The 19193-nt window shown below is 58.6% G+C and carries 14 protein-coding genes and 1 pseudogene; 8 read left to right on the forward strand and 7 right to left on the reverse strand.

Annotated features, from left to right (window positions below):
- The first annotated feature begins 134 nt into the window (after nucleotides 1-134).
- From PY649_RS33710 to serA, 3 genes are all read left to right on the forward strand, one after another.
- A complete protein-coding gene (locus PY649_RS33710; RefSeq protein WP_285873358.1) occupies nucleotides 135-1307 on the forward strand; it encodes a site-specific integrase in 1173 nt (390 codons plus the stop codon).
- Between the two features lie 235 nt (nucleotides 1308-1542).
- A complete protein-coding gene (locus PY649_RS33715; RefSeq protein WP_285873359.1) occupies nucleotides 1543-1869 on the forward strand; it encodes a hypothetical protein in 327 nt (108 codons plus the stop codon).
- A gap of 180 nt (nucleotides 1870-2049) precedes the next feature.
- Complete coding sequence (gene serA / locus PY649_RS33720; RefSeq protein WP_285873372.1) at nucleotides 2050-3288, forward strand: phosphoglycerate dehydrogenase; 1239 nt, start codon at nucleotides 2050-2052, stop codon at nucleotides 3286-3288.
- A 60-nt stretch (nucleotides 3289-3348) separates the two neighbouring features.
- Here the strand turns inward: serA and PY649_RS33725 are convergent, their stop codons facing one another.
- Nucleotides 3349-5688 (reverse strand): PBP1A family penicillin-binding protein, encoded by a 2340-nt coding sequence (locus tag PY649_RS33725; protein WP_285873361.1) that lies wholly within the window; start codon nucleotides 5686-5688, stop codon nucleotides 3349-3351.
- A gap of 615 nt (nucleotides 5689-6303) precedes the next feature.
- Here PY649_RS33725 and PY649_RS33730 point away from each other — a divergent pair.
- On the forward strand, nucleotides 6304-6810 hold the full coding sequence (locus tag PY649_RS33730) for a ProQ/FINO family protein (RefSeq protein ID WP_285873374.1): 507 nt from the start codon (nucleotides 6304-6306) through the stop codon (nucleotides 6808-6810).
- 401 nt (nucleotides 6811-7211) lie between these two features.
- On the opposite strand, the gene repC is transcribed toward PY649_RS33730, so the two are convergent.
- The 3 genes from repC to repA form a co-directional block, all read right to left on the reverse strand.
- The gene (gene repC / locus PY649_RS33735) at nucleotides 7212-8426 is read right to left on the reverse strand and encodes a plasmid replication protein RepC (RefSeq protein WP_285873363.1); all 1215 of its coding nucleotides are present in this window, start codon (nucleotides 8424-8426) and stop codon (nucleotides 7212-7214) included.
- 155 nt (nucleotides 8427-8581) lie between these two features.
- The gene (gene repB / locus PY649_RS33740) at nucleotides 8582-9577 is read right to left on the reverse strand and encodes a plasmid partitioning protein RepB (protein WP_285873364.1); all 996 of its coding nucleotides are present in this window, start codon (nucleotides 9575-9577) and stop codon (nucleotides 8582-8584) included.
- Entirely contained in the window at nucleotides 9574-10788 is a 1215-nt protein-coding gene (gene repA, locus PY649_RS33745) for a plasmid partitioning protein RepA (RefSeq protein ID WP_285873365.1), read from the reverse strand. Before repA ends, repB begins: the two co-directional genes overlap by 4 nt.
- A 566-nt stretch (nucleotides 10789-11354) precedes the next feature.
- Between repA and PY649_RS33750 the strand changes: the two genes are divergently transcribed.
- A complete protein-coding gene (locus tag PY649_RS33750) occupies nucleotides 11355-11618 on the forward strand; it encodes a WGR domain-containing protein (protein ID WP_285873366.1) in 264 nt (87 codons plus the stop codon).
- 109 nt (nucleotides 11619-11727) lie between these two features.
- On the opposite strand, the gene PY649_RS33755 is transcribed toward PY649_RS33750, so the two are convergent.
- Nucleotides 11728-12708 carry an HlyD family type I secretion periplasmic adaptor subunit gene (locus tag PY649_RS33755; protein WP_285873376.1) on the reverse strand — a complete coding sequence of 327 codons (981 nt, stop codon included), beginning with the start codon at nucleotides 12706-12708 and terminating at the stop codon, nucleotides 11728-11730.
- A gap of 1071 nt (nucleotides 12709-13779) precedes the next feature.
- Entirely contained in the window at nucleotides 13780-14388 is a 609-nt protein-coding gene (locus tag PY649_RS33760) for a TetR/AcrR family transcriptional regulator (protein ID WP_285873367.1), read from the reverse strand.
- 110 nt (nucleotides 14389-14498) lie between these two features.
- Here PY649_RS33760 and PY649_RS33765 point away from each other — a divergent pair, with 110 nt between their 5' ends.
- From PY649_RS33765 to PY649_RS33775, 3 genes are all read left to right on the forward strand, one after another.
- On the forward strand, nucleotides 14499-15188 hold the full coding sequence (locus tag PY649_RS33765) for a PspA/IM30 family protein (RefSeq protein WP_285873368.1): 690 nt from the start codon (nucleotides 14499-14501) through the stop codon (nucleotides 15186-15188).
- 37 nt (nucleotides 15189-15225) lie between these two features.
- Entirely contained in the window at nucleotides 15226-15507 is a 282-nt protein-coding gene (locus tag PY649_RS33770; RefSeq protein WP_285873370.1) for a YiaA/YiaB family inner membrane protein, read from the forward strand.
- 90 nt (nucleotides 15508-15597) lie between these two features.
- Complete coding sequence (locus PY649_RS33775; RefSeq protein WP_285873371.1) at nucleotides 15598-18993, forward strand: acyl-[ACP]--phospholipid O-acyltransferase; 3396 nt, start codon at nucleotides 15598-15600, stop codon at nucleotides 18991-18993.
- Between the two features lie 101 nt (nucleotides 18994-19094).
- Here the strand turns inward: PY649_RS33775 and PY649_RS33780 are convergent.
- Nucleotides 19095-19193, reverse strand: a pseudogene (locus PY649_RS33780) (electron transfer flavoprotein subunit alpha/FixB family protein); the annotation flags it as partial.

Consider the following 19193-nt stretch of genomic DNA (forward strand, 5'->3'; position numbering starts at 1 on the left):
CCCTCGAACGCTTCAGGCCGATCCGCGCTAACCGTTTCAATCCAAACAACTTCGCTTTCCCTTAGCGGGTATTATTGCAGAAATGCCCACGGAGCCCCGTATAGTCGGGGCAAATCACAGCGCCCGAGCCTGCCATGCTAGAGCCCAAAGCCCTCCCCTCCCCCGCTGATCCGGTGCTGCGCCGCGCCGAGGAGCTCGATGCGCTCGACGCCATCCTGCCGTTTGCCCGTCGCGATCAGCTCGCGACATTGCTGACCGACGACGACGTCGCCACCCTGAAACATCTGGCCAAGGAAGGCATGGGCGCCAACACGCTCCGCGCGCTTGCCTCCGATCTCGGCTACCTCGAAGCCTGGTGCGAGCTTTCGACTAGTACGCCCCTGCCCTGGCCGGCGCCGGAGAGCCTGTTGTTGAAATTCGTCGCCCATCATCTCTGGGATCCGCTCGAACGCGTCTCAGATCCCGGCCACGGCATGCCTGATGATGTCGAGGCGGGACTGCGTCTTCAGGGGCTGCTGCGCAGCGACGGTCCGCATGCGCCGGATACGGTGCGCCGGCGGCTGACCTCCTGGTCGATCCTGACGCGTTGGCGTGGTCTGACGGGATATTTTAGTGCTCCCTCGCTGAAAGCCGCATTGCGGCTCGCTGTGCGGGCCAGTGGACGGCCAAGGCAGCGTAAAAGCAAACGAGCCGTCACCGGCGATGTCCTCGCAAAGCTGCTCGCCACCTGTGCTGGCGGTCGCCTGGTTGATCTTCGCGATCGCGCCCTGCTGCTCACCGCCTTCGCCTCCGGCGGCCGCCGGCGCTCGGAGGTTGCCGGCCTATGCATCGAGGACCTGGTCGACGAAGAGCCGGTGCATGCCGTTCCAGGCAATGCCGCCTCTCCTCTTCTGCCCTGCCTCACCATCAATCTCGGCCGCACCAAGACGACGACAGTCGAAGACAAGGCTCACGCTGTTCTGATCGGCCGGCCGGTCATTGCCCTGAAACAGTGGATTGTAGACGCCAGAATCGAGAGCGGACCGCTCTTTCGGCGCATTGATCAATGGGGAAATGTCGACAGACGGGCGCTGACGCCGCAATCGGTCAATCTGATCCTGAAAAGCAGATGCGAACAGGCTGGTCTGGATCCGAAAGCGTTTTCTGCGCACGGGCTAAGATCCGGCTATCTAACGGAAGCTGCCAACCGCGGCATCCCCTTGCCGGAGGCGATGCAGCAGTCGTTGCACAAGTCGGTGACGCAAGCCGCAAGCTATTACAACAACGTCGAGCGGAAGAATGGGCGCGCGGCGCGGCTGGTTATTTAGAAGCGACGCGCGGGCCATCTTGCGCCGCTGCAACTTGCCTTGCACTTGCGGAATTGCACTCCGCAAATCGAAGGATGGTTCTGCGCTGAACGAGTTGATCGCCTCCGATCCAAGCAAGGGAATGTCCCATTCCGCGCATGTGGTTAACCTTCTCCGGCGCTGACCAACACTTCACGCCGTGCTCAAATCCTGACATATTTGCCAAGCGACGGACAACCATGGTGGATAACGCCTCATGAGCCTGCAAACACGTGAAAAAAGCAACATGCGCGCTCCTACCGGGTCCGTTACGGGGCTTTGTTCTGCGTCCGCCACCATGTTTGCAGTGGGGATGGCCTTTCTGGGTTACTGGGGGGTGTATGAACAGGGGAGCTGGCATCCGGTCGATTATTTTGTGCTGGTTTTAGCTCTCGTCGGATTTGCCGCACTTGGTTGTGTGCCTTGGATTGTGACCACCCCTGTAGCGGAGGACGAGGCAGAAAAAGTCGTCGCCGCCCGGCGAGCAATGGCGCTGGGGACGGCATTGATCTGGATGGCTGTGGGTATAGCCGTATTTTCCTGAATTGCCCGCGTGACCGCATGGCCGCAAAATAGATCCGCTGGAATAGATCTGCCTGATCAGGTCCAAATAGTGACAGAGGTTAAAGCATTTCACCCTAGGGAGCGTCGTGCTACCGTATCTGTGAGCTTTGTAGCCGGCATACGGCCTCGGCTTAGTCGAATTCGAGAATCGAAAGCACCAATGACCCGACATCTTTCTCTTCCGCGCGATCGGATTTCCGTACTTCTGCTTGAAGGCATCAATCAGAGCGCTGTCGACTACTTTTCGTCCTCCGGCTATGTCAATCTCACCCATTCGCCGAAAGCTCTCGATGACAAGGATCTCAAAGATCATATCGCCGATGCGCATATCGTCGGAATTCGTTCACGCACGCATCTGACAGAGGAAATCTTCAGCTCCGCCAAGAAGCTGATCGCGGTCGGTTGTTTTTCTGTGGGGACAAATCAGGTCGACCTGGATGCGGCCCGCCGACGCGGGATCCCCGTGTTCAACGCTCCATATTCGAATACGCGCTCGGTCGCAGAGCTTGTCATCGGTGAAATCATCATGCTGACCAGGCAGATTTTCCCGCGTTCAGCATCCGCGCACAAAGGCGGATGGGACAAGTCCGCCGTCGGCAGTCGTGAAGTGCGCGGAAAGACGCTGGGCATCGTGGGCTACGGCAACATCGGTTCGCAGCTTAGCGTTCTTGCCGAAAGCATGGGTATGAACGTTCGCTATTTTGATCCTTCGGACAAGCTTCGCCACGGCAATTCAGAGTCGATGGCGACGCTCGGCGAGCTTCTCGAAATCTCGGATTATGTGACAATGCATGTTCCCGAAACGAGCTCGACGCGAAACATGATTACCGAGGCCGAACTGCGCCGAATGAAAAAGGGAGCTATTTTCATCAATAATTCCCGTGGGACCGTGGTGGATATCGAAGCGCTCGCGAAGGTTTTGAAAGAAGGACATCTCGCAGGCGCGGCCGTGGACGTGTTCCCGAAAGAACCGGCATCCAATAAGGAGCGTTTCGAAACGCCGCTGCAGGGTTTGGACAATGTCATTCTCACCCCGCATATTGGCGGGTCGACCGAGGAAGCCCAGGAGCGAATTGGAACGGAAGTCTCCAGAAAGCTTGTCGAATATTCCGATGTCGGCTCGACGCTGGGCGCGGTCAATTTTCCCCAAGTTCAACTGCCGCCGCGTCCAAACGGCACACGATTCATCCATGTTCACGAAAATCGGCCTGGCATCCTGAACAGTCTGAATGCGATTTTTTCGTCCCGTGGACTGAATATCGTCGGTGAGTTCCTGCAGACCTACGGCGATCTGGGTTACGTGGTCATTGAAGCGGAGGGCGTCGGCCAGACGGCCGATGACGTACTTGATGCACTTCGCAAGATTCCGGGAACGATACGTGCCCGATTGCTCTACTGACGCCGGCGAAAAATTGGCTAAGTGTTCCTCACGGCCGCGGAGAGCGCCAAATATCCATCGTCATTTTTCGCAGAGCCGCCGCTCGCCGGAATAGGACTGGTAGGTACAGTCCGACGGTCGAAAAGAGCGATAGCTGCGGGAGCAGGCGGTGATGTTACAGGACTGCGACGTACTTTGACCGTCGACCACTGCTTCTGTCGAACTCGCTCCATTCGGCGCGCGTTCGGTCATCGCCTCCCGCATGAAGTCGCGCCAAATATGCGCCGGCAAGGCTCCGCCGGTGACTCCGTTCATCGGCGTATCATCATCATTGCCCACCCAAACGCCTGCGACGAGCGGTTCCGTGAAGCCGACAAACCAGGCATCGCGATTGTTCTGGCTGGTGCCGGTCTTACCGGCCGCGAAAGCCCCGGGATCCGCTCCACGTCCGGTGCCGCGTTCGACCACCAATTGCAGGAGGCCGAGCAGATCGGACTGGTAGGTCGAAAGATCGACGTTCGCCTTTGTCTGCAAGCCAACCCGAAAACTTTTCGCCTGCCCGGCCGCCTGAAAGTCGATGATGCCCCACGGCTCGACGGGCGCCTTGCCAAGCTGCACGGACGCGTATGCGCTTGTGAGCTCGAGCAAGTTTACTTCGGATGTACCGAGCGCCAGAGACGGGGTATTGGCAAGCGGCGATTTGATGCCAAGCTCCCGCGCGGCGGCAATCACTTTGTCAATCCCGACCTCTTGGGCAAGCGCCGCGCTGGCGGCATTCAGCGATCGGGCAAAGGCTTCGGCAAGTGTTACCCAGCCGTGATAGTTCCCCCCAGAATTCTCCGGCGACCAGCCGTTGACGTCGATCGGCGCATCAAGAATGCGGTCGGACAAGGTGAGCCCGGCCTTCAGTGCCGCGTAATAGACAAACAGCTTGAAGGTGGAGCCCGGCTGCCGCATCGCGGTGACGGCGCGGTTGAACTGGCTCGCCTTGTAATCTCGTCCGCCGACCATGGCGACGACCGCGCCGTCTCGAGTCATCGCGACCAACGCGGCCTGCGAGGCTCCGACAGCCCTTCCTTCACCGTCCAGTGCTCTTTTGATGACCCTTTCGGCGATCTGCTGGAGTTGCGGTGAGAGCGTCGTGCGCACGGTCGTCGAACCTGGCGAGGAAGCGGCGATCTCGCTCGCCTGCGGTGAAATCCAGTCGGCGAACCAGCTTCCGGAGCGTGGTGTTGGCGCGGTGGGATGCAGCGTAGCGAAGCTCGCCTTCGCTTTCTCGGCCTCCGGTGCGGCGATCTTGCCATTGGCCACCATCGCGTCAAGAACGACGGAGGTGCGTTGTCGGGCACCTTCGAAATTGTCAATCGGATTCCACTGGCTGGGCGCCCGCAGTAACCCCGCCAGCATCGCCGATTCCGGCAGGTTAAGAGCGCCGATATCCTTGTTGAAGTAGATCCGCGCAGCCGCAGGCATGCCGGTCGCGCCAGCGCCAAGATAGACGCTGTTGAGATAGCGCGTGAGGATTTCCTGCTTGCCGAGTTTCCACTCCAGCCACAGTGCAATGACGACCTCCTGGATCTTTCGCTTTATTGTTCGGTCGCTCTCGAGATACTGCAACTTGATGAACTGCTGGGTGATCGTGCTGCCGCCCTCTACCACAGAGCCAGCCTCGAGGTTGCGGAGGAACGCCCTTCCGATCCCGATGAGGTCGATTCCGAAATGATCCATGAACCGCCGATCCTCGATCGAAAGGACCGCATCGATCAGTCGCGGCGGGAACTGGTCATATCGAGCATACGGTCCCTGATAGGGTCCCTGCCTTACCAACGGTGCGCCGTCAGCGGTTTCAAGCACGACAACGGGCTTCAAGGTTCCGTCCCGGATCTCGCCCCATGGCACGTCTCTGAGTGCCCACACCAATACGCATCCCACAAGGATGAAGTAGGCAAAGGTCAATCCTATGGCGATTTTCCACCACCCCGTTCGGCGCGAAGCATGCCGCTCAGTGTCGAACTGCCTTGGACGCAGACCCCGAATGCTGCTCCCCGTTTTAACCAGCGCTGTTGCGAACCATGAGCCAAGACTGCGGAATGGTGCTGGGCTTTCTGACGGAGTTGATGCCTTGAGCTTCGTCCTCAAATAGGCAGCGGCCGTTTTGGCCCTCACCCTTGCCGAGACGGCACTCTCCCGCAAATCATGACCGAGTGCACGTAGTAGATTGCCCGTTGCCCGTCTGCTTTGGCCAAAGGGTCCCTCAGGCGGCCGCGAGTTGTCAGATTGGCTGGATAAGCTGGACGCAGAGTCCGAGGCGGGTGCCGGCGCTTCAACTTGGCCGGCGGCCAAGTCCAGATCTGCCGGGCGATTGGCACCCGCGCTCGGGCCACTGGCACTCTGGGCTGAGGAATCGGAAGAACTTGGCATCGGTTACCGGTGTGAGGCTCATATCCCCTAATATAGAGCGGGCTTATAACGTGGCTATAGGGAATCTCCATCGCAAAATCGGCCCTTTTTTCAAACTTTCGCTTTTGGAGATTACCTCGCGCACGGCAAAGTGCCTGACGTATCGGCAACGCAGCACCATCAGGAAATGTTCTCGTTTACTTTTCGCAAACCATATTGGACGGCCAGCACGCGCCCTACCCGTGCTGCTCGTTCCGCGTTTTTATATCCGTAAGGGGAAATTCTACGACCGGTTTCGCGGCGCGTTCAACGGGTACCAAGACACGGTTAGTTACGCATACCCCGCAAAGGCATTGAGGGCTTCAAAGGAGGTCCGACCGCGAAAACTATATCGCGGTTCCCAGGGTTTCTCCAGCGATGGAGACAACGAGATCTTCACGATATGGTAAAGACGGGAATGTTGAGCCGAAGCGGCGAGCGGCGCCACAGGCGTTATACATTGAAACTGCTGGTGCCGAAGCAAGAGAAGAAGAACGCACGGACACGTCCCCGCTAATCCTGTCGTTGATCTTTTCCTTTCTCTGCTGCATACGCATATTGTCCGGAATGGAGATCTCGATAGTGAGCCACGAGGGAATGAATAAACCCTGGACCATCAGCCGCGGGCCAATTGTGGCCGCAGAGATTGATGTTCATAAGGCTGAAGCGATCAATGCTCTGCTTGTCCGCCCAATCCAGATCCTTCCCGCTAAAGTCGGCGACCCAATCCTGCCGTTTGCCATAGGTCTCTTCGAGGAAATTCGCACGCTTCTGAAACCGGATGTTCCCGCTACGGCGCTCCGCCGCGCGGCTGGTGCCTTCGTTCATTCCAAGCGCTACTACCTTGCAAGCGCCCAGCCGGACTCGTTTCGCCATGGCATTGATGGCGCGGTTCTGGAACCGTTAAGCGTCGAGGACCGAATGACGGCGCAGAGTAGGTTCTTGGCACTGAAACAAAATCGCCAGAAGAGCGAGGCACCGCCGGAGGATTCTGTCCCGGCAGCACCCGCGATTTCCAAGAGTGAGCAAATCCGAGCGTCGCTCCTCGGCGGCAGATTGCTTCGGCCAAATCGCTCGACCGATTCCGCCGAAAGATCCTCATAATTTCCCAAATGCGATTGCTTGCGACATGGTTGCGCCGGCAGCATTTCGAGAGGCCAAACCCTGAGCACGAACGCCCACGTCTTCCGTCCATCCAGCCCACCCTAAGATCCGATAGAGCACTGAGACCAAAGTTTGCCGCGGCAAACTCTATTTTGTTACGCACGCCCTCATCGCCACCGGGGCATCAACGAAGCAGGGAACAAGGGGCTAGCGAAAATTCGCGAACACCAGCTCGCCTCGTCACGCAAATACCTCCGGCCGAGTTGACGCTTGTCCTTCAGGATGGAGGCGATCACCACCACAGGATTTTCCCGCCCATCGCGAACGTCGACCCCTCACTCCAACCGAGCGGCCCTATAGCGGTATGGAGTGAGGAGTCCAAAGTTTGCCGCGGCAAACTTTTAACCCGTACGCACGCCCTCACCGCCATAGGCCCTCAACAAAGCCATGATCATGGGCCCCAGCGAAAATTCGCCAATTTCGGCTCGCCTCGTCAGGTCACGCAAATAGCCACCGGCCGAGTTGATGAAATTTGCCCTCTCCAGAATGCACGCAATCGCCACCGCAGCATTTTCCTGCCCCATCACCTCACAGGCATCTCGGTAAGCCGACGGGCTGACCGCAAGCATCGAACGAACCACGATCGCGGCCGACATCAAATCGCGCCAACTTGCGATCGCGCCACCGGGGCCATAGTCCGCAATCTGGGGGCAAGCTCTCAATACGATCCCCAACGGAAAGGCCTTCAGCGGCCCCGTCTGTGGTCGCGTTTTTTCGCTCGATTTCGCCTCCTGCTCCTTTTCGGCGCGAGGTTCAAATGCAAGAGGAGATTCGGGGTTTGAATTCTGTATGTGTAGCTCACTATGAGCAGCATTGGTGCTGTTATTCTGCAGTTTATTTTGCATTTCCAATCGGTTGAGCACTTCTTCGCGCAGAAGTGCCATCTCGTCGAGAATGCCGGCCACGTCGCTCGCTGTCGGTGACCGCGGTATCCGCCCGACTAAAGCTACGTAAAGCGCTTCCATGACCTCCCAATCGCCATCGGCACCCTCCTCCAATGCTGCCGATATCAGCTTACGGACATCGCGCCGGCAGATGGTCAGCGCTTCCTTCGCTTTCCTGAAGGCCGCACGTGCCTCGACAACCTCATTGGCCATCATCGCCAGCTCATCGCACCGGGCCAGAAGCGGAGAAAGATCGAAACCATAAGCAGTTTCGATGGCGCCCTCGCCGTCCTTGCGTGCGTATCGTTTGCCGTTGGCGCTGTCGCGGCGAACAATCAGACCGGCGTCCACAAGAAGCGCCAGGTGTCGCCGCAGTGTCGCTCCTGCCATGCCATGGGCCCGGAGCATAAGTTGGGCATTTGATGGGAAAACGATCAGCTGCGCACCCTCGCGGAGCTCATTGTCTGGGTGGAAGCTGAGAAGGGCATCGAGAACCGCAAGGCTGCGGTCCTGAAGACCCAGGCGCTCCCTTGCCTCAGAAGCGTCTCGAAAGACCTTCCACTTCTGCACGGTCTTGCCGGCTTCAATTTCTGCCACTGACTGTTGCCTGCGCACGAGCGCAAGCGTCACCGGCCGCCGCCCAAATGGCGTCGTCACACTTCCGGAATGCATTTTCTTTCACCTTTCAAAAGGCAAACGAAAAGCGCTCACCAAAAACGGTGCCAAAGACTCTTGACGATGATTCCCGGAAATGCGATTCTCTGCTTCGCTACAAGTGAGATGAGGCTTCCGGAACGGCGACGTTTTGGGGCCTTTTCTTTTTGCGGTTACTCTCCGTTTTTCGGTTGATCCGATTGCTGCGAACGAAATTCATCGAACAGCGTCGGAAGGCGTTCGAGTACGAATGCCGCAAACTCCGGCGATGTTTTTCGATCGATGGAAATATCCAGCTTGCTCTTGCTCGCTTTGATCTGTCCAAGACGAAGGCCATTTGGCGTCGCCCAGTCGTCCGCAGGCTGAACCGAGTTGCGAGGCTTAATCTCCTTCGTGATCGCCTTGAAGCGTTCATCCGAGGGGAGGGCCTCTATCTGTGGCGAGCTGCTGATCTCGATTGCCTTATCCAAATTGCTTCCGACATTAAGGTAGTCAGCAAAATCGACCCAGCTCCGGCGCCCAATGCCGGGTGCTGCCCCAATCGCTTCGATGAGTTCAGCGGGAACACGAGCCACAACCGACAGCATCAGAGATAAATCTCCCTTCTGCACCGATAGAGCCGACATGATGGTGTCGCGGGAGAACCGGGCTTTGAGCTGATCTGCGAAGCGCGCCTTCTCGATGTAGGTGAGATCCTGGCGTTCGTTGTTTTCTTGTCCCTGCGCAATGACCAGTTGCTCGTCCGACAGTTCGCGGACAATAGCCTTGACGGGCCGACCAAGCTCGGTGACGGCGCGCAGACGACGATGACCGAACGCCACCTGATATCGACCAGCCCGCTCGGGGTGAGGGCGCACCAGGATCGGCACCTGTTGACCTTGCTCCCGGATCGAGGCGACGAGGCTATCGATGTCGCCGGCCATGCGGTCGCGCACGAAGGATGGGTCGATCTGGGAGACATCCATTTCGACAACAGCCTGGCCTTCTGCCAGCCGTTTTTCGATATCGTCAGCCCGACGACTGCGGTCGTTGAGGTCGCCAAGCGATTTCGTGACAGCCGACATCGGCTTCGTCCTGGCGAGCAGGGGACGCTCGAAGTCTACGGGCGCCTCTGCCTCGACAGGATTGGCGTTGGGTTTCAGATTCGCAAATATATCCTTCCGGCTCATGCTGCTCTGCCCCATGCCTTTTTGATCAATGCCTCGAGCTCGCCATTGACATTGTTCATCGATTCGAGCGCCCGGTCATAGGTCGCCCGGGTGAATTGACCGCGATCGACCTCGAAAAGTGTTTGGTTTGTCAGGCCCGCATCCGAGACCGCAGTGCTCTTGAGCATTGGATTGATCATCACGTTTTCGGCAAACATCGACCGCAGAAAAGCGACCATCTGGTTCTGGGGACCATCGGTCGGCTCGAATCGAGTGATCAAATACCGCATCCACTTGTGGCGATCTTCGGCACCCGAGGCCGATATTTCATCGAGAAGATCACTCGTCATCGACAGAAACTGGTTCATCGACATCACGTCAAGCATCTGCGGATGGACCGTGATCAAGACGGACGTGGCGGCGGTGAGGGCCGACAGGGTGAGAAAGCCTAGCTGGGGAGGGCAGTCGATCACTACGATATCGTAGTTCTCTTCAACCTCGGCGATCGCCGCCTGAACACGCGCGAAGAAAAGCGTATCTCCGGCCTGCCGCTTCATCAGGGCACGCGGGGTGTCGTGCTCAAATTCCATTAGTTCGAGATTGCCCGGAACGAGATGAAGGTCGGGAATATAGGTAGCGCGGACGACTTCGCCCATGTGACGGCGCTCTTCGTCGTATCGAATGGCGCCATAGAGCGTCTCGTTAGGTCCGACATGAATTTCCGGCTGGTTCCCGAACAATGCCGAGAGACTGGCTTGGGGATCCAGGTCGATAGCAAGAACGCGGAAGCCACGCAGAGCAAGATATTGCGCGAGATGGGCGGATGTCGTCGTCTTGCCCGACCCGCCCTTGAAATTCATGACCGCAATCACCTGCAGCTCTTCGCCGTCGCGGCGATGTGGCAAATAGCGACCACTGGCCCGTGAACCTTGCTCCAGATGGCGCCGAAGCACAGCCATGTCGTCGACGGAATACATCCGGCGTCCGCCGGCACCCTGCGCGACATTGAAATCGGGCATTTCAGATGCCACCGTGCGCAGGTAGCCTTCAGCCACGCCCAGGAGTTTGGCAGTCTCGGAGGGCGAAAAGGTACGGATGCCCTTGCGCGAATGCGGCGGGAAGATATTGGCATGATGCGCCTGCAACTGCGCGGAAAGCGTTGAAGCGTGACGCGCAATCACGGATCTCAGTCCGGGATATTTCGTGATTTTCGCTTCTGCGCTCTCTGCCATAATGTTGCCTGTTCGCCTTATCTGCGGTTTTTCGCGAACCACTCGCTCAACTCCGCACCCAAACAATAAGGCCCGATTCTCATTTATTGGCAAGAAGAATAGGGTTAACAAAATCTTAGCAGATATTCTAATGGCAAAAGACTTTGCCCTCGCATTTCCGATTAACCTTTAAATGCAATGGTTTAGAGAATTACATTCGCCGAAGGCCTAGTTCGTAACTCTTGTGAATCATCCCAGCTCCCGGTCCGCCGTAGTCTGCAACCACCGTCCCCGAAGGCGATTCCTGGCGAATCTGAACCCGACTCGGTATCGCCATTATCCTCAAAGTTCGTCGCTGTACTTCAACTCTGACGACACAAACTTGGCATCCAGTCCTTAAGGAGACACGGTTCGGCCAATCTGATGTACAGCCGGCGGGAAATGCGACGGACGAGGTGCTGTCCGTTAACATGAACCCACCCGGCCGCTGAAAGTTGGCGGCATTCATCATCAGCATGAATCAGTGCGGCTGGATCGATTCATAAGTCTCATTGGACGCGAAGGCGGAAATACCGGACTCTGCGCCCATGATCTCTCAGCCTTATCGATTATATGTCGAGCGAACGGATGCCACGAAAAATATGGCTCGCTACTATGCCATGGAGATTTCGGCTACACTGTTCGGCGACGCGTGCCTGATCAGAACCTGGGGTCGGATCGGGCAGCGAGGCCAATGCAAGATCCATCTCTTCGAGTGTGAAAAGGAAGCGGTCGACCTCTTTCTCCAGCTAACACGCCGGAAGCGTGCGCGCGGATACAGACCGCGATCGATGGAGCCTCCCGTGCCCTAGATCGAAAGCTCTGTGGTGAGGCGGTCGTCTTTTGGGCACTGCCGAACAGCGGTGCCAGCATCGAATCAGAACAAGTCGCTGGCTCAGGCTTTCTCGCGCTCGGATCTCATTACCTCTCCCTCATCGCCTCGGAAGCGATCTTGGCGAGCGGTGAAAGCAGGTAGTCGATGACGCGCCAGTTATCGGTCTTGATCTCCACCGTCACCGTCATGCCCGGCGTGAGGGGGATCTTTGCACCATGGATGGTCATCGCCTGTTCATCGGGCGCGATGGTGACCGGGAAAACAAAGGTCGCTGGCTGACCTGGCTGGCTGTCTAACGCGAGCCCGGGGGCATTGGCGGCAGCAGGAGCGTTCGCGAGCGCGCGCTTGGCCTCCTGCTCATCGACTGCCGTGGAAGCGATATGGATGACCTTGCCGTGCAGCACGCCGAACTGTGTGAAGGGGAAGGCGTCGACCTTGATCACCGCGCTTTGGCCGGGCTCGACGAAACCAATGTCGAGATTAGCGACCAGCGCCTCAATCTCCAGAACCCCCTCCGTCGGCGCCACGATCAGCAGTTGCTGTCCCGTGGTCACCACCTGGCCAATCGTGGTCACCGCGATCTGCTGCGCGACGCCGTCGACCGTCGAATAAAGCTTGGTGCGTGCGAGGCGCGCGTCCGCTTTGACAAGTGCCTGTTTGGCCTCGTCCGCCTTGCGCTCGGCCTCGGCGGTCTTGTTCTCGTAGTCGGCGACGAATTGCGAGAGCGTCTTGATCTTCTCGCTTGCGAGTTCGCGCAGCGCCGCATCGGTCTCGATCAATTCGCCTTTGTCGGAGGCGAGCGAGGATTGCGATTTCTGCAGTTCCTCCTCCGAAGTGTAGAGCGTGATCTTGGTCCCGACATCGAGCTTGAACGCCTGCTGGTGCAGGTCGACCAGCTGGGTCAGCGTTTGGATAAGATTGTTATCGGACCCGATGCTCATTTCTAGGCGCTGGCGTGTCGCGTCCTTCTGCGCCATCTGCGTGTCGAGGCTCTGCAGAGTGCCTATGAGCTGGTTGAGGTCCGCCGTCAGCACCGAAGCCTCGCGCGAGCGGAATGTCTCCGGCAGATCTTCTGAAAGAGGTCAGTCGCGACTAGCTTGCTTCGGAACCGGTGGCAGCGTCCGAGCGGAGAGCCGGCGACCGGGCGGCGCCGATGAAAGCGATGCCAATCCCGATACCCTTTGGCCTTTGACTAGCCACCGAGCGGAAAACACAAAGTGCGCCCCGGAAATATCTCAGGCGGTTGCGGCGACAGTCGACATTGACCCACAAGAATCGTCTGGATCCGGCTCGAGACGCCTCCTCCTGCTTTTTCAGCGCGTTCCGGGATTTTTAGCGTGAGTACTGATAGGTTTTCGTCTCATTTACTCGACGGCCGGGCGGCCAGAAGTCAACGGAGCCCCAAAGCCTTCGTCCGCGTTCGAATGCAAACACTCGGATGCCCAACTCATGGCCGAAAACGGCTTCAACGAAAGAGCGCCGCGCCTACCAAGCAGTCCGAGCAGTGCTGAGTGCATATGAAATGCACGACGAAACGTGCGCGGCGAGGGGGTTGACCGTAATGACGCAATTTCCCGGATAAAACAGCTTATGCGCGTTAAGGTGCTTCAAAAGTTCATCGACAGTGCGTTTGTCTGTAAGCGGAAATGAAATCGTCATTGCGCGTTTCCTACGATGGACAAAATAGCGTAAGGAGTTAGGTGCGATTTTCTTCGCGCTGCAACAAGAATTTTTAAATAAACAAATTAAAATCGATTAGCTTCGCGCCTCGACTTTTTAAGATCGATTTAAAAAATGCATAATCGCGATCGAGAGCGGAGCGCCATGGTGAGCTTCCGATCCGACGCTTCAGCTTTCCGGCGAGATATATCTCGACCGAATGGCAACGGGGAGGCGGGCCTCAGCCTTGAATGTTCTCTTGGCACTTTCGTCTAAGAATCGTCTCGTCGGCGGACTACCAAAGATATTCTTCGCGAAGGAAGGGCCTGGAGGGAAATCGCAACTATCCGGCAGTAGCGGACGAAGCATTATTGCTGCCGTGACGAGCGCGGCGCAACAGGTGAACTCTCCCGGCCGGAGGGGCGATCAGTCGACGATTGCTCCCGCAAGAAAGGGTCCTGCGGGTCCCTCGGCACGCTTTAACCCTGCCTCGCGGCGCCTCCAGCCGCGACCGTCAGGATGAAGTCGTCGAGCTCCCGCTCCAGGCTTTCGACTGGCAGGCCGACGAATCGCCCCTCGAGGCTGATGCTGACGACGCCATGAACGGCGCCGAACAGGGTTCTCGCGCGGATGGCGCGTGCTGTTTCCGACATTGTCGGCTGCAGTTCCGCCAGCGGCTCGGCTATGATGCCCATGAGGAACATATGTTCTTCCAGATGCCATTCGGGACTCGAACGGTCGTCCAGCGGCCGATGGTCGAAGAGCGCTTTCCATAGATTGCGGTGCGTGAGCGCAAACCGCAAATAGCCGCGCGCGAGGTTGCGCAGCCGGTCCGTCGGCGTGTGATCCCTGACCTCCGCGAGCGTCAGTGAGGCTTCAAGCGCCTTCAACGTCGACGAATTGACGTGAATGATGAGATCGTCGAGATCGGCAAAGACGGTGTAAAGGCCTCCAAGGGCGCAACCGACATCCTGTGTGACGTCACGCGCCCGAAGGTTGGAAAGGCCGTCGGCGGCGATGCGATTGCGCGCCGCCTCGATCAGCCGCAGCTTCAGATCCTCGCGCTTTTCCAGGGTTTTTCTCGCCATTAACCATTCCAATTCGATTTGTGAACGTCGTTCAAAATTATTCTTGAACGCCGTTCATGATTCTGGCATATCTCATATCGTGAACATCGTTCATAAACGGGAGACAACAAATGTTCAATTCAATTCTGACCCTCATTCGCGGTCGGGCCCACGATGCGGAACAGGCGTTCTTCGATCGCAATGCCGTGCCTCTACTGGCGCAGCAGATCCGCGATGCGGCCGGCGCTATCCAGTCTGCGCGGCGGGCAGTGGCGATTGCCGTTGCACAGAATGAGCAGGAAAAGAGCCAGCACGCGGCGATCATCGCTCGCATCGCGGATCTGGAAACCCGGGCCATCGCCGCCCTGCAGAAGGGCAATGACGAGCTCGCCCGGGAAGCTGCCGAGGCGATTGCCCAACTTGAAGCCGAGCGCGACGCCTCCGAGAAAGCGCAGGCGCAATTCACCCGGACGATCGGCAAGCTCAAGGCAACCGTTCGCGCATCCGAAGCGCGCCTCCAGGAATTGCAGCGCGGAGAGCGCCTGGCGCGTGCCACCGCCCAGACACAAAAGCTTAGTGCCGCCTGTGACGACGCCTCCAGCCTGGCAACGCTGGACGAGGCCGAGGAGACGCTTGCCCGCCTGCAGGCTTATCAGGACCGCTGCGAGATCACTGCAAACGCCATGAAGGAAATGGATGCCGCGAGCCGGCCCGAAATCGTCATCGAAAAACTTGCCAACGCCGGCTTCGGCGGACCGCTCGGTCCTTCAGCCGACGATGTGCTCGCTCGCCTTCGCGAACGCATAAATTCGGCAGCCTGAAACCAAACGCACCAAACATATAAAAGAGGATAGGATCATGAATGACAGCTTTCAGAAACACTCGCAGGCTTGGGTCAGCTTCTCCTACATCTCCTTCGGCGCTGCAGCCTTTATGCTGTTCGTCGGTCTCTACATGATGCCGATTGATCTCTGGGGCAAAGGCTATCTCGCCATGGGCATCCTGATGCTGGTGCAGACGACGGTCAACGTCACGAAGACGATCCGCGACAATACCGAGGCTGACAAACTGATCCGCAAGGTAGAGGATGCCCGGACGGAGAAGCTTCTGGTTAAGTTCAATCGTGACGGTCAGGACTAATGTTTGTTAACGACGCCGTAGGGTTGTATCCGCACTCAACCTTTGCGTAACAATTCTGTGGCGTCTTATTGGCTGAACGAGGGGTACGCCATGCAAAATCATCTGATGAGATCGAGGAAGTTCGCGCCGCTGTTTTGGACGCAGTTCCTAAGCGCCTTCAATGATAATTTTCTCAAGCAGACTCTGGTTTTTGTCATTCTCGCACAGATGGCGACGGAAGGCGCGGCGCTGGTGACCCTTGCCGGGGGCATTTTCATCGCGCCGTTCCTGCTGCTGTCGGCGGTCGCCGGCGAACTCGCCGACAAGCACGACAAGGCCAATCTCGCCGAGCTTCTGAAGCGCTGTGAGCTCGGAGTGGCGGCGATTTCCGTCGTTGGCATTGCTTTCTCATCCATCTGGATCCTGATGCTCGCCCTTTTCGGCTTTGGCGTCATGTCCTCCCTCTTCGGGCCGATCAAATACGGCATCCTGCCTGATCACCTGGAAAGCCGGGATCTTCCCAAGGCGAATGCCTGGATCGAGGGCGGCACCTTCATCGCCATTCTCACCGGCACCATGGTCGCCGCGGTCGCCTTCCGCCAGGGCGAGAATGTCTGGATCTTCGGTCCCATGATGATGGGACTCTCCATTCTCTGCTGGTTCGCCGCGCGCATGATCCCCTCGATCGGTTCCAAGGCGCCGGATCTGGTCGTCGACCTCAATGTCGTGCGCTCCAGCTACAGGCTGGTCAACGAGCTTCACGCCGACAGCCGCATCTGGCGCGCCTCGCTGATGAACTGCTGGTTCTGGTTCGTCGGCGCCTTCATCATGTCGATGCTGCCGATCATGGTCACCGATATTCTCGGCGGCTCGGAAATCGTCGTTCCCGCTTATCTGGCGATCTTTGCCATATCCGTCGCCATCGGCTCGGCCATTGCCGGATGGATGTCCGCCGGCCGCATCGTGCTCCTGCCGGCGCCCGTGGGTATGCTGATCGTTGCGCTCTTCGGCCTCGATCTCGCCTGGAACCTGTGGGGCCTTCAATCGACTTCCCACGCCGAAACCATCCTCGCCTTCTTCGCCGAGCCGAAAACCATCCGCGTCGCCATCGATCTTTCCGGCATGGCAATTGGCGGTGCCTTCCTCGCCGTTCCGACTTTCGCGGCGATGCAGAGCTGGGCGAACGAGGATCGCCGCGCCCGCGTCATCGGCGCGTCCAATGTTCTGTCCGCTCTTTTCATCGCGGTCGGCCTGTCGCTTGTTGCTGCCCTGCAAGCTATCGGCCTGTCGATCCCCGTGATTATTCTCAGCATATCCGTGCTCAATATCGCGATCGCCTGGGTCATGCTGAAGACGTTGCCGACCAACGCTTTTCGCGATCTCATCTCCATCATTTTCCGTGCCTTCATGCGGCTGGAAGTCGAAGGCTTGGAAAACATCCGCAAGGCGGGCCCCGCACCGATCATCGCGCTCAACCATGTGAGCCTGCTCGATGGCGCCCTGGCGCTTGCCATCACCGAGGAAGAGCCCGTCTTTGCGATAGATTATTCCTTCGCCAAGAAGTGGTGGGTGCGGCCGCTTCTGACGAAGTGCAAGTTCCTGCCGCTCGACCCGACGAAGCCGATGGCGACGCGCTCGCTGATCAAGGTGATCCAGGACGGCAGCCCGGTCGGCATCTTCCCCGAAGGTCGCCTGACCGTCACCGGCACGCTGATGAAGGTCTATGACGGCGCCGCAATGGTCGCCGACAAGACCGGCACGATGATCGTGCCCGTTCGCATCGACGGTCTGGAAAAGAGCTACGCCTCCTATCTGACGTCGAGCCATGTTCGCCGCCGTCTCTTCCCCAAGGTCAAGGTAAAGATCCTCGAACCGGTCAAGCTTGATGTACCGGCGGAGCTCAAGGGCAGGAAGCGGCGCATCGCGGCCGGTGCCGCCCTCTACCAGATCATGTCGACGCTGATGTTCCGCACCGCTGATACCGACAACACGATCCTTGGCCGCGTCATCGAAACAGCTCGCGAACACGGCGGAAAGAAGCTCGCCGTCGAGGATCCGATTGCCGGCAAGCTGTCCTATGCCAAGCTCCTGACCGGTGCCGCGGTGCTCGGCGCGAAGTTCCGGAAGATGTTCCCCAAGGAAAAGACGCTTGGCGTCATGCTGCCGAACGCCAACGGCACGGCCGCGACCGTCCTCGGCGTCATGTCGGCGGGCAAAGTTCCTGCCATGCTGAACTTCACGGCCGGCGCTGCCAATATCCTTTCCGCCTGCCGGACCGCGGAGGTCAAGCATGTACTGTGCTCGCGGACCTTCATCACGCAGGCCAAGCTTGCCCCGGTGGTCGAGGAGCTCGAAAAGCACGTGACATTCGTGTGGTTGGATGAGCTGCGCACGCAGGTCACCTTCCTCGACAAGATCGTCGGCCTCCTGCGCAAATATCGGCCGCTGGTGAAGTGCAACGCAGATGACGCGGCTGTCATCCTCTTTACCTCCGGGTCCGAAGGGGCGCCCAAGGGCGTGGTGCTGAGCCATCGCAATGTCCTGTCGAACGCGGCCCAGGCGGCGTCGCGCATCGACTTCCATCCTGGCGACAAGGTGTTCAACATCCTGCCGATGTTCCATTCCTTCGGCATGACGGCGGGCACGATCCTGCCGCTGGTCTCGGGTGTGCCGGTGTTCTTCTATCCGTCGCCGCTGCACTATCGCATCGTGCCGGAACTGATCTATGTTTCGAACGCCACGATCGTCTTCGGCACGGATACCTTCCTGAACGGCTATGCGCGCACCGCCCATCCTTACGACTTCAGATCGATCCGCTATATCTTCTCGGGCGCCGAACCGGTGAAGGCATCGACCCGCGAGGTCTATATGGAAAAATTCGGCCTGCGCATCCTGGAAGGCTATGGCGTGACAGAGGCGGCCCCGGTGATCTCGCTGAATACGCCGATGTACAACCGCACGGGAACGGTCGGCAAGATCATGCCGGGCATGGAATGGAAGCTCGAGCCGGTTCCCGGCATCGACGAGGGCGGGCGCCTTGTCATCCGTGGCGCAAACGTGATGGCCGGCTATATGCGTGCCGACAATCCCGGCAACATAGAGCCGCTGCCGGAAGGCTGGCACGATACCGGCGATATCGTCACCATCGATGAAGACGGTTTCGTCAAGATCCGCGGCCGGGCCAAACGCTTTGCCAAGATCGGCGGCGAGATGATTTCGCTTGCTGCGGTCGAGACCCTTGCCGCGCAGCTCTGGCCCGGCGCGCTCAGCGTCGTCTCGGCGGTGCCGGACCCGAAGAAAGGCGAGCGCCTCATGCTCCTGACCGATGCGCCGGATGCGACGCGAAGCGATTTCCTGACATTCGCCAAATCAAAGGGCGCCACGGAAATGATGGTCCCGGCCGAAGTGACCGTCGGCAAGGTGCCGGTCCTGGGTTCCGGCAAAGTCGATTTCGTGACGGCACGCACCATGGCGATCGAAGGCTTGTCGCAGTCGCAGGCGGCGTAAAATTCCGTACCTGGGTAGCAAAGCTGTCGGTGGTTCGAACCATCGACCGCATTTTATCCTCGAAGCCTCGGCATGCGCCATACCACCTGCTTTCGCCGGCTTCACAGCGCCTTTTCGAGTTCCGGCAGTGCCTCGAAGAGGTCGGCGACGAGGCCGTAGTCGGCGATCTGGAAGATCGGCGCCTCTTCGTCCTTGTTGAT

The organism is Rhizobium mayense, from assembly GCF_030272705.1.
Classification (GTDB): domain Bacteria; phylum Pseudomonadota; class Alphaproteobacteria; order Rhizobiales; family Rhizobiaceae; genus Rhizobium; species Rhizobium mayense.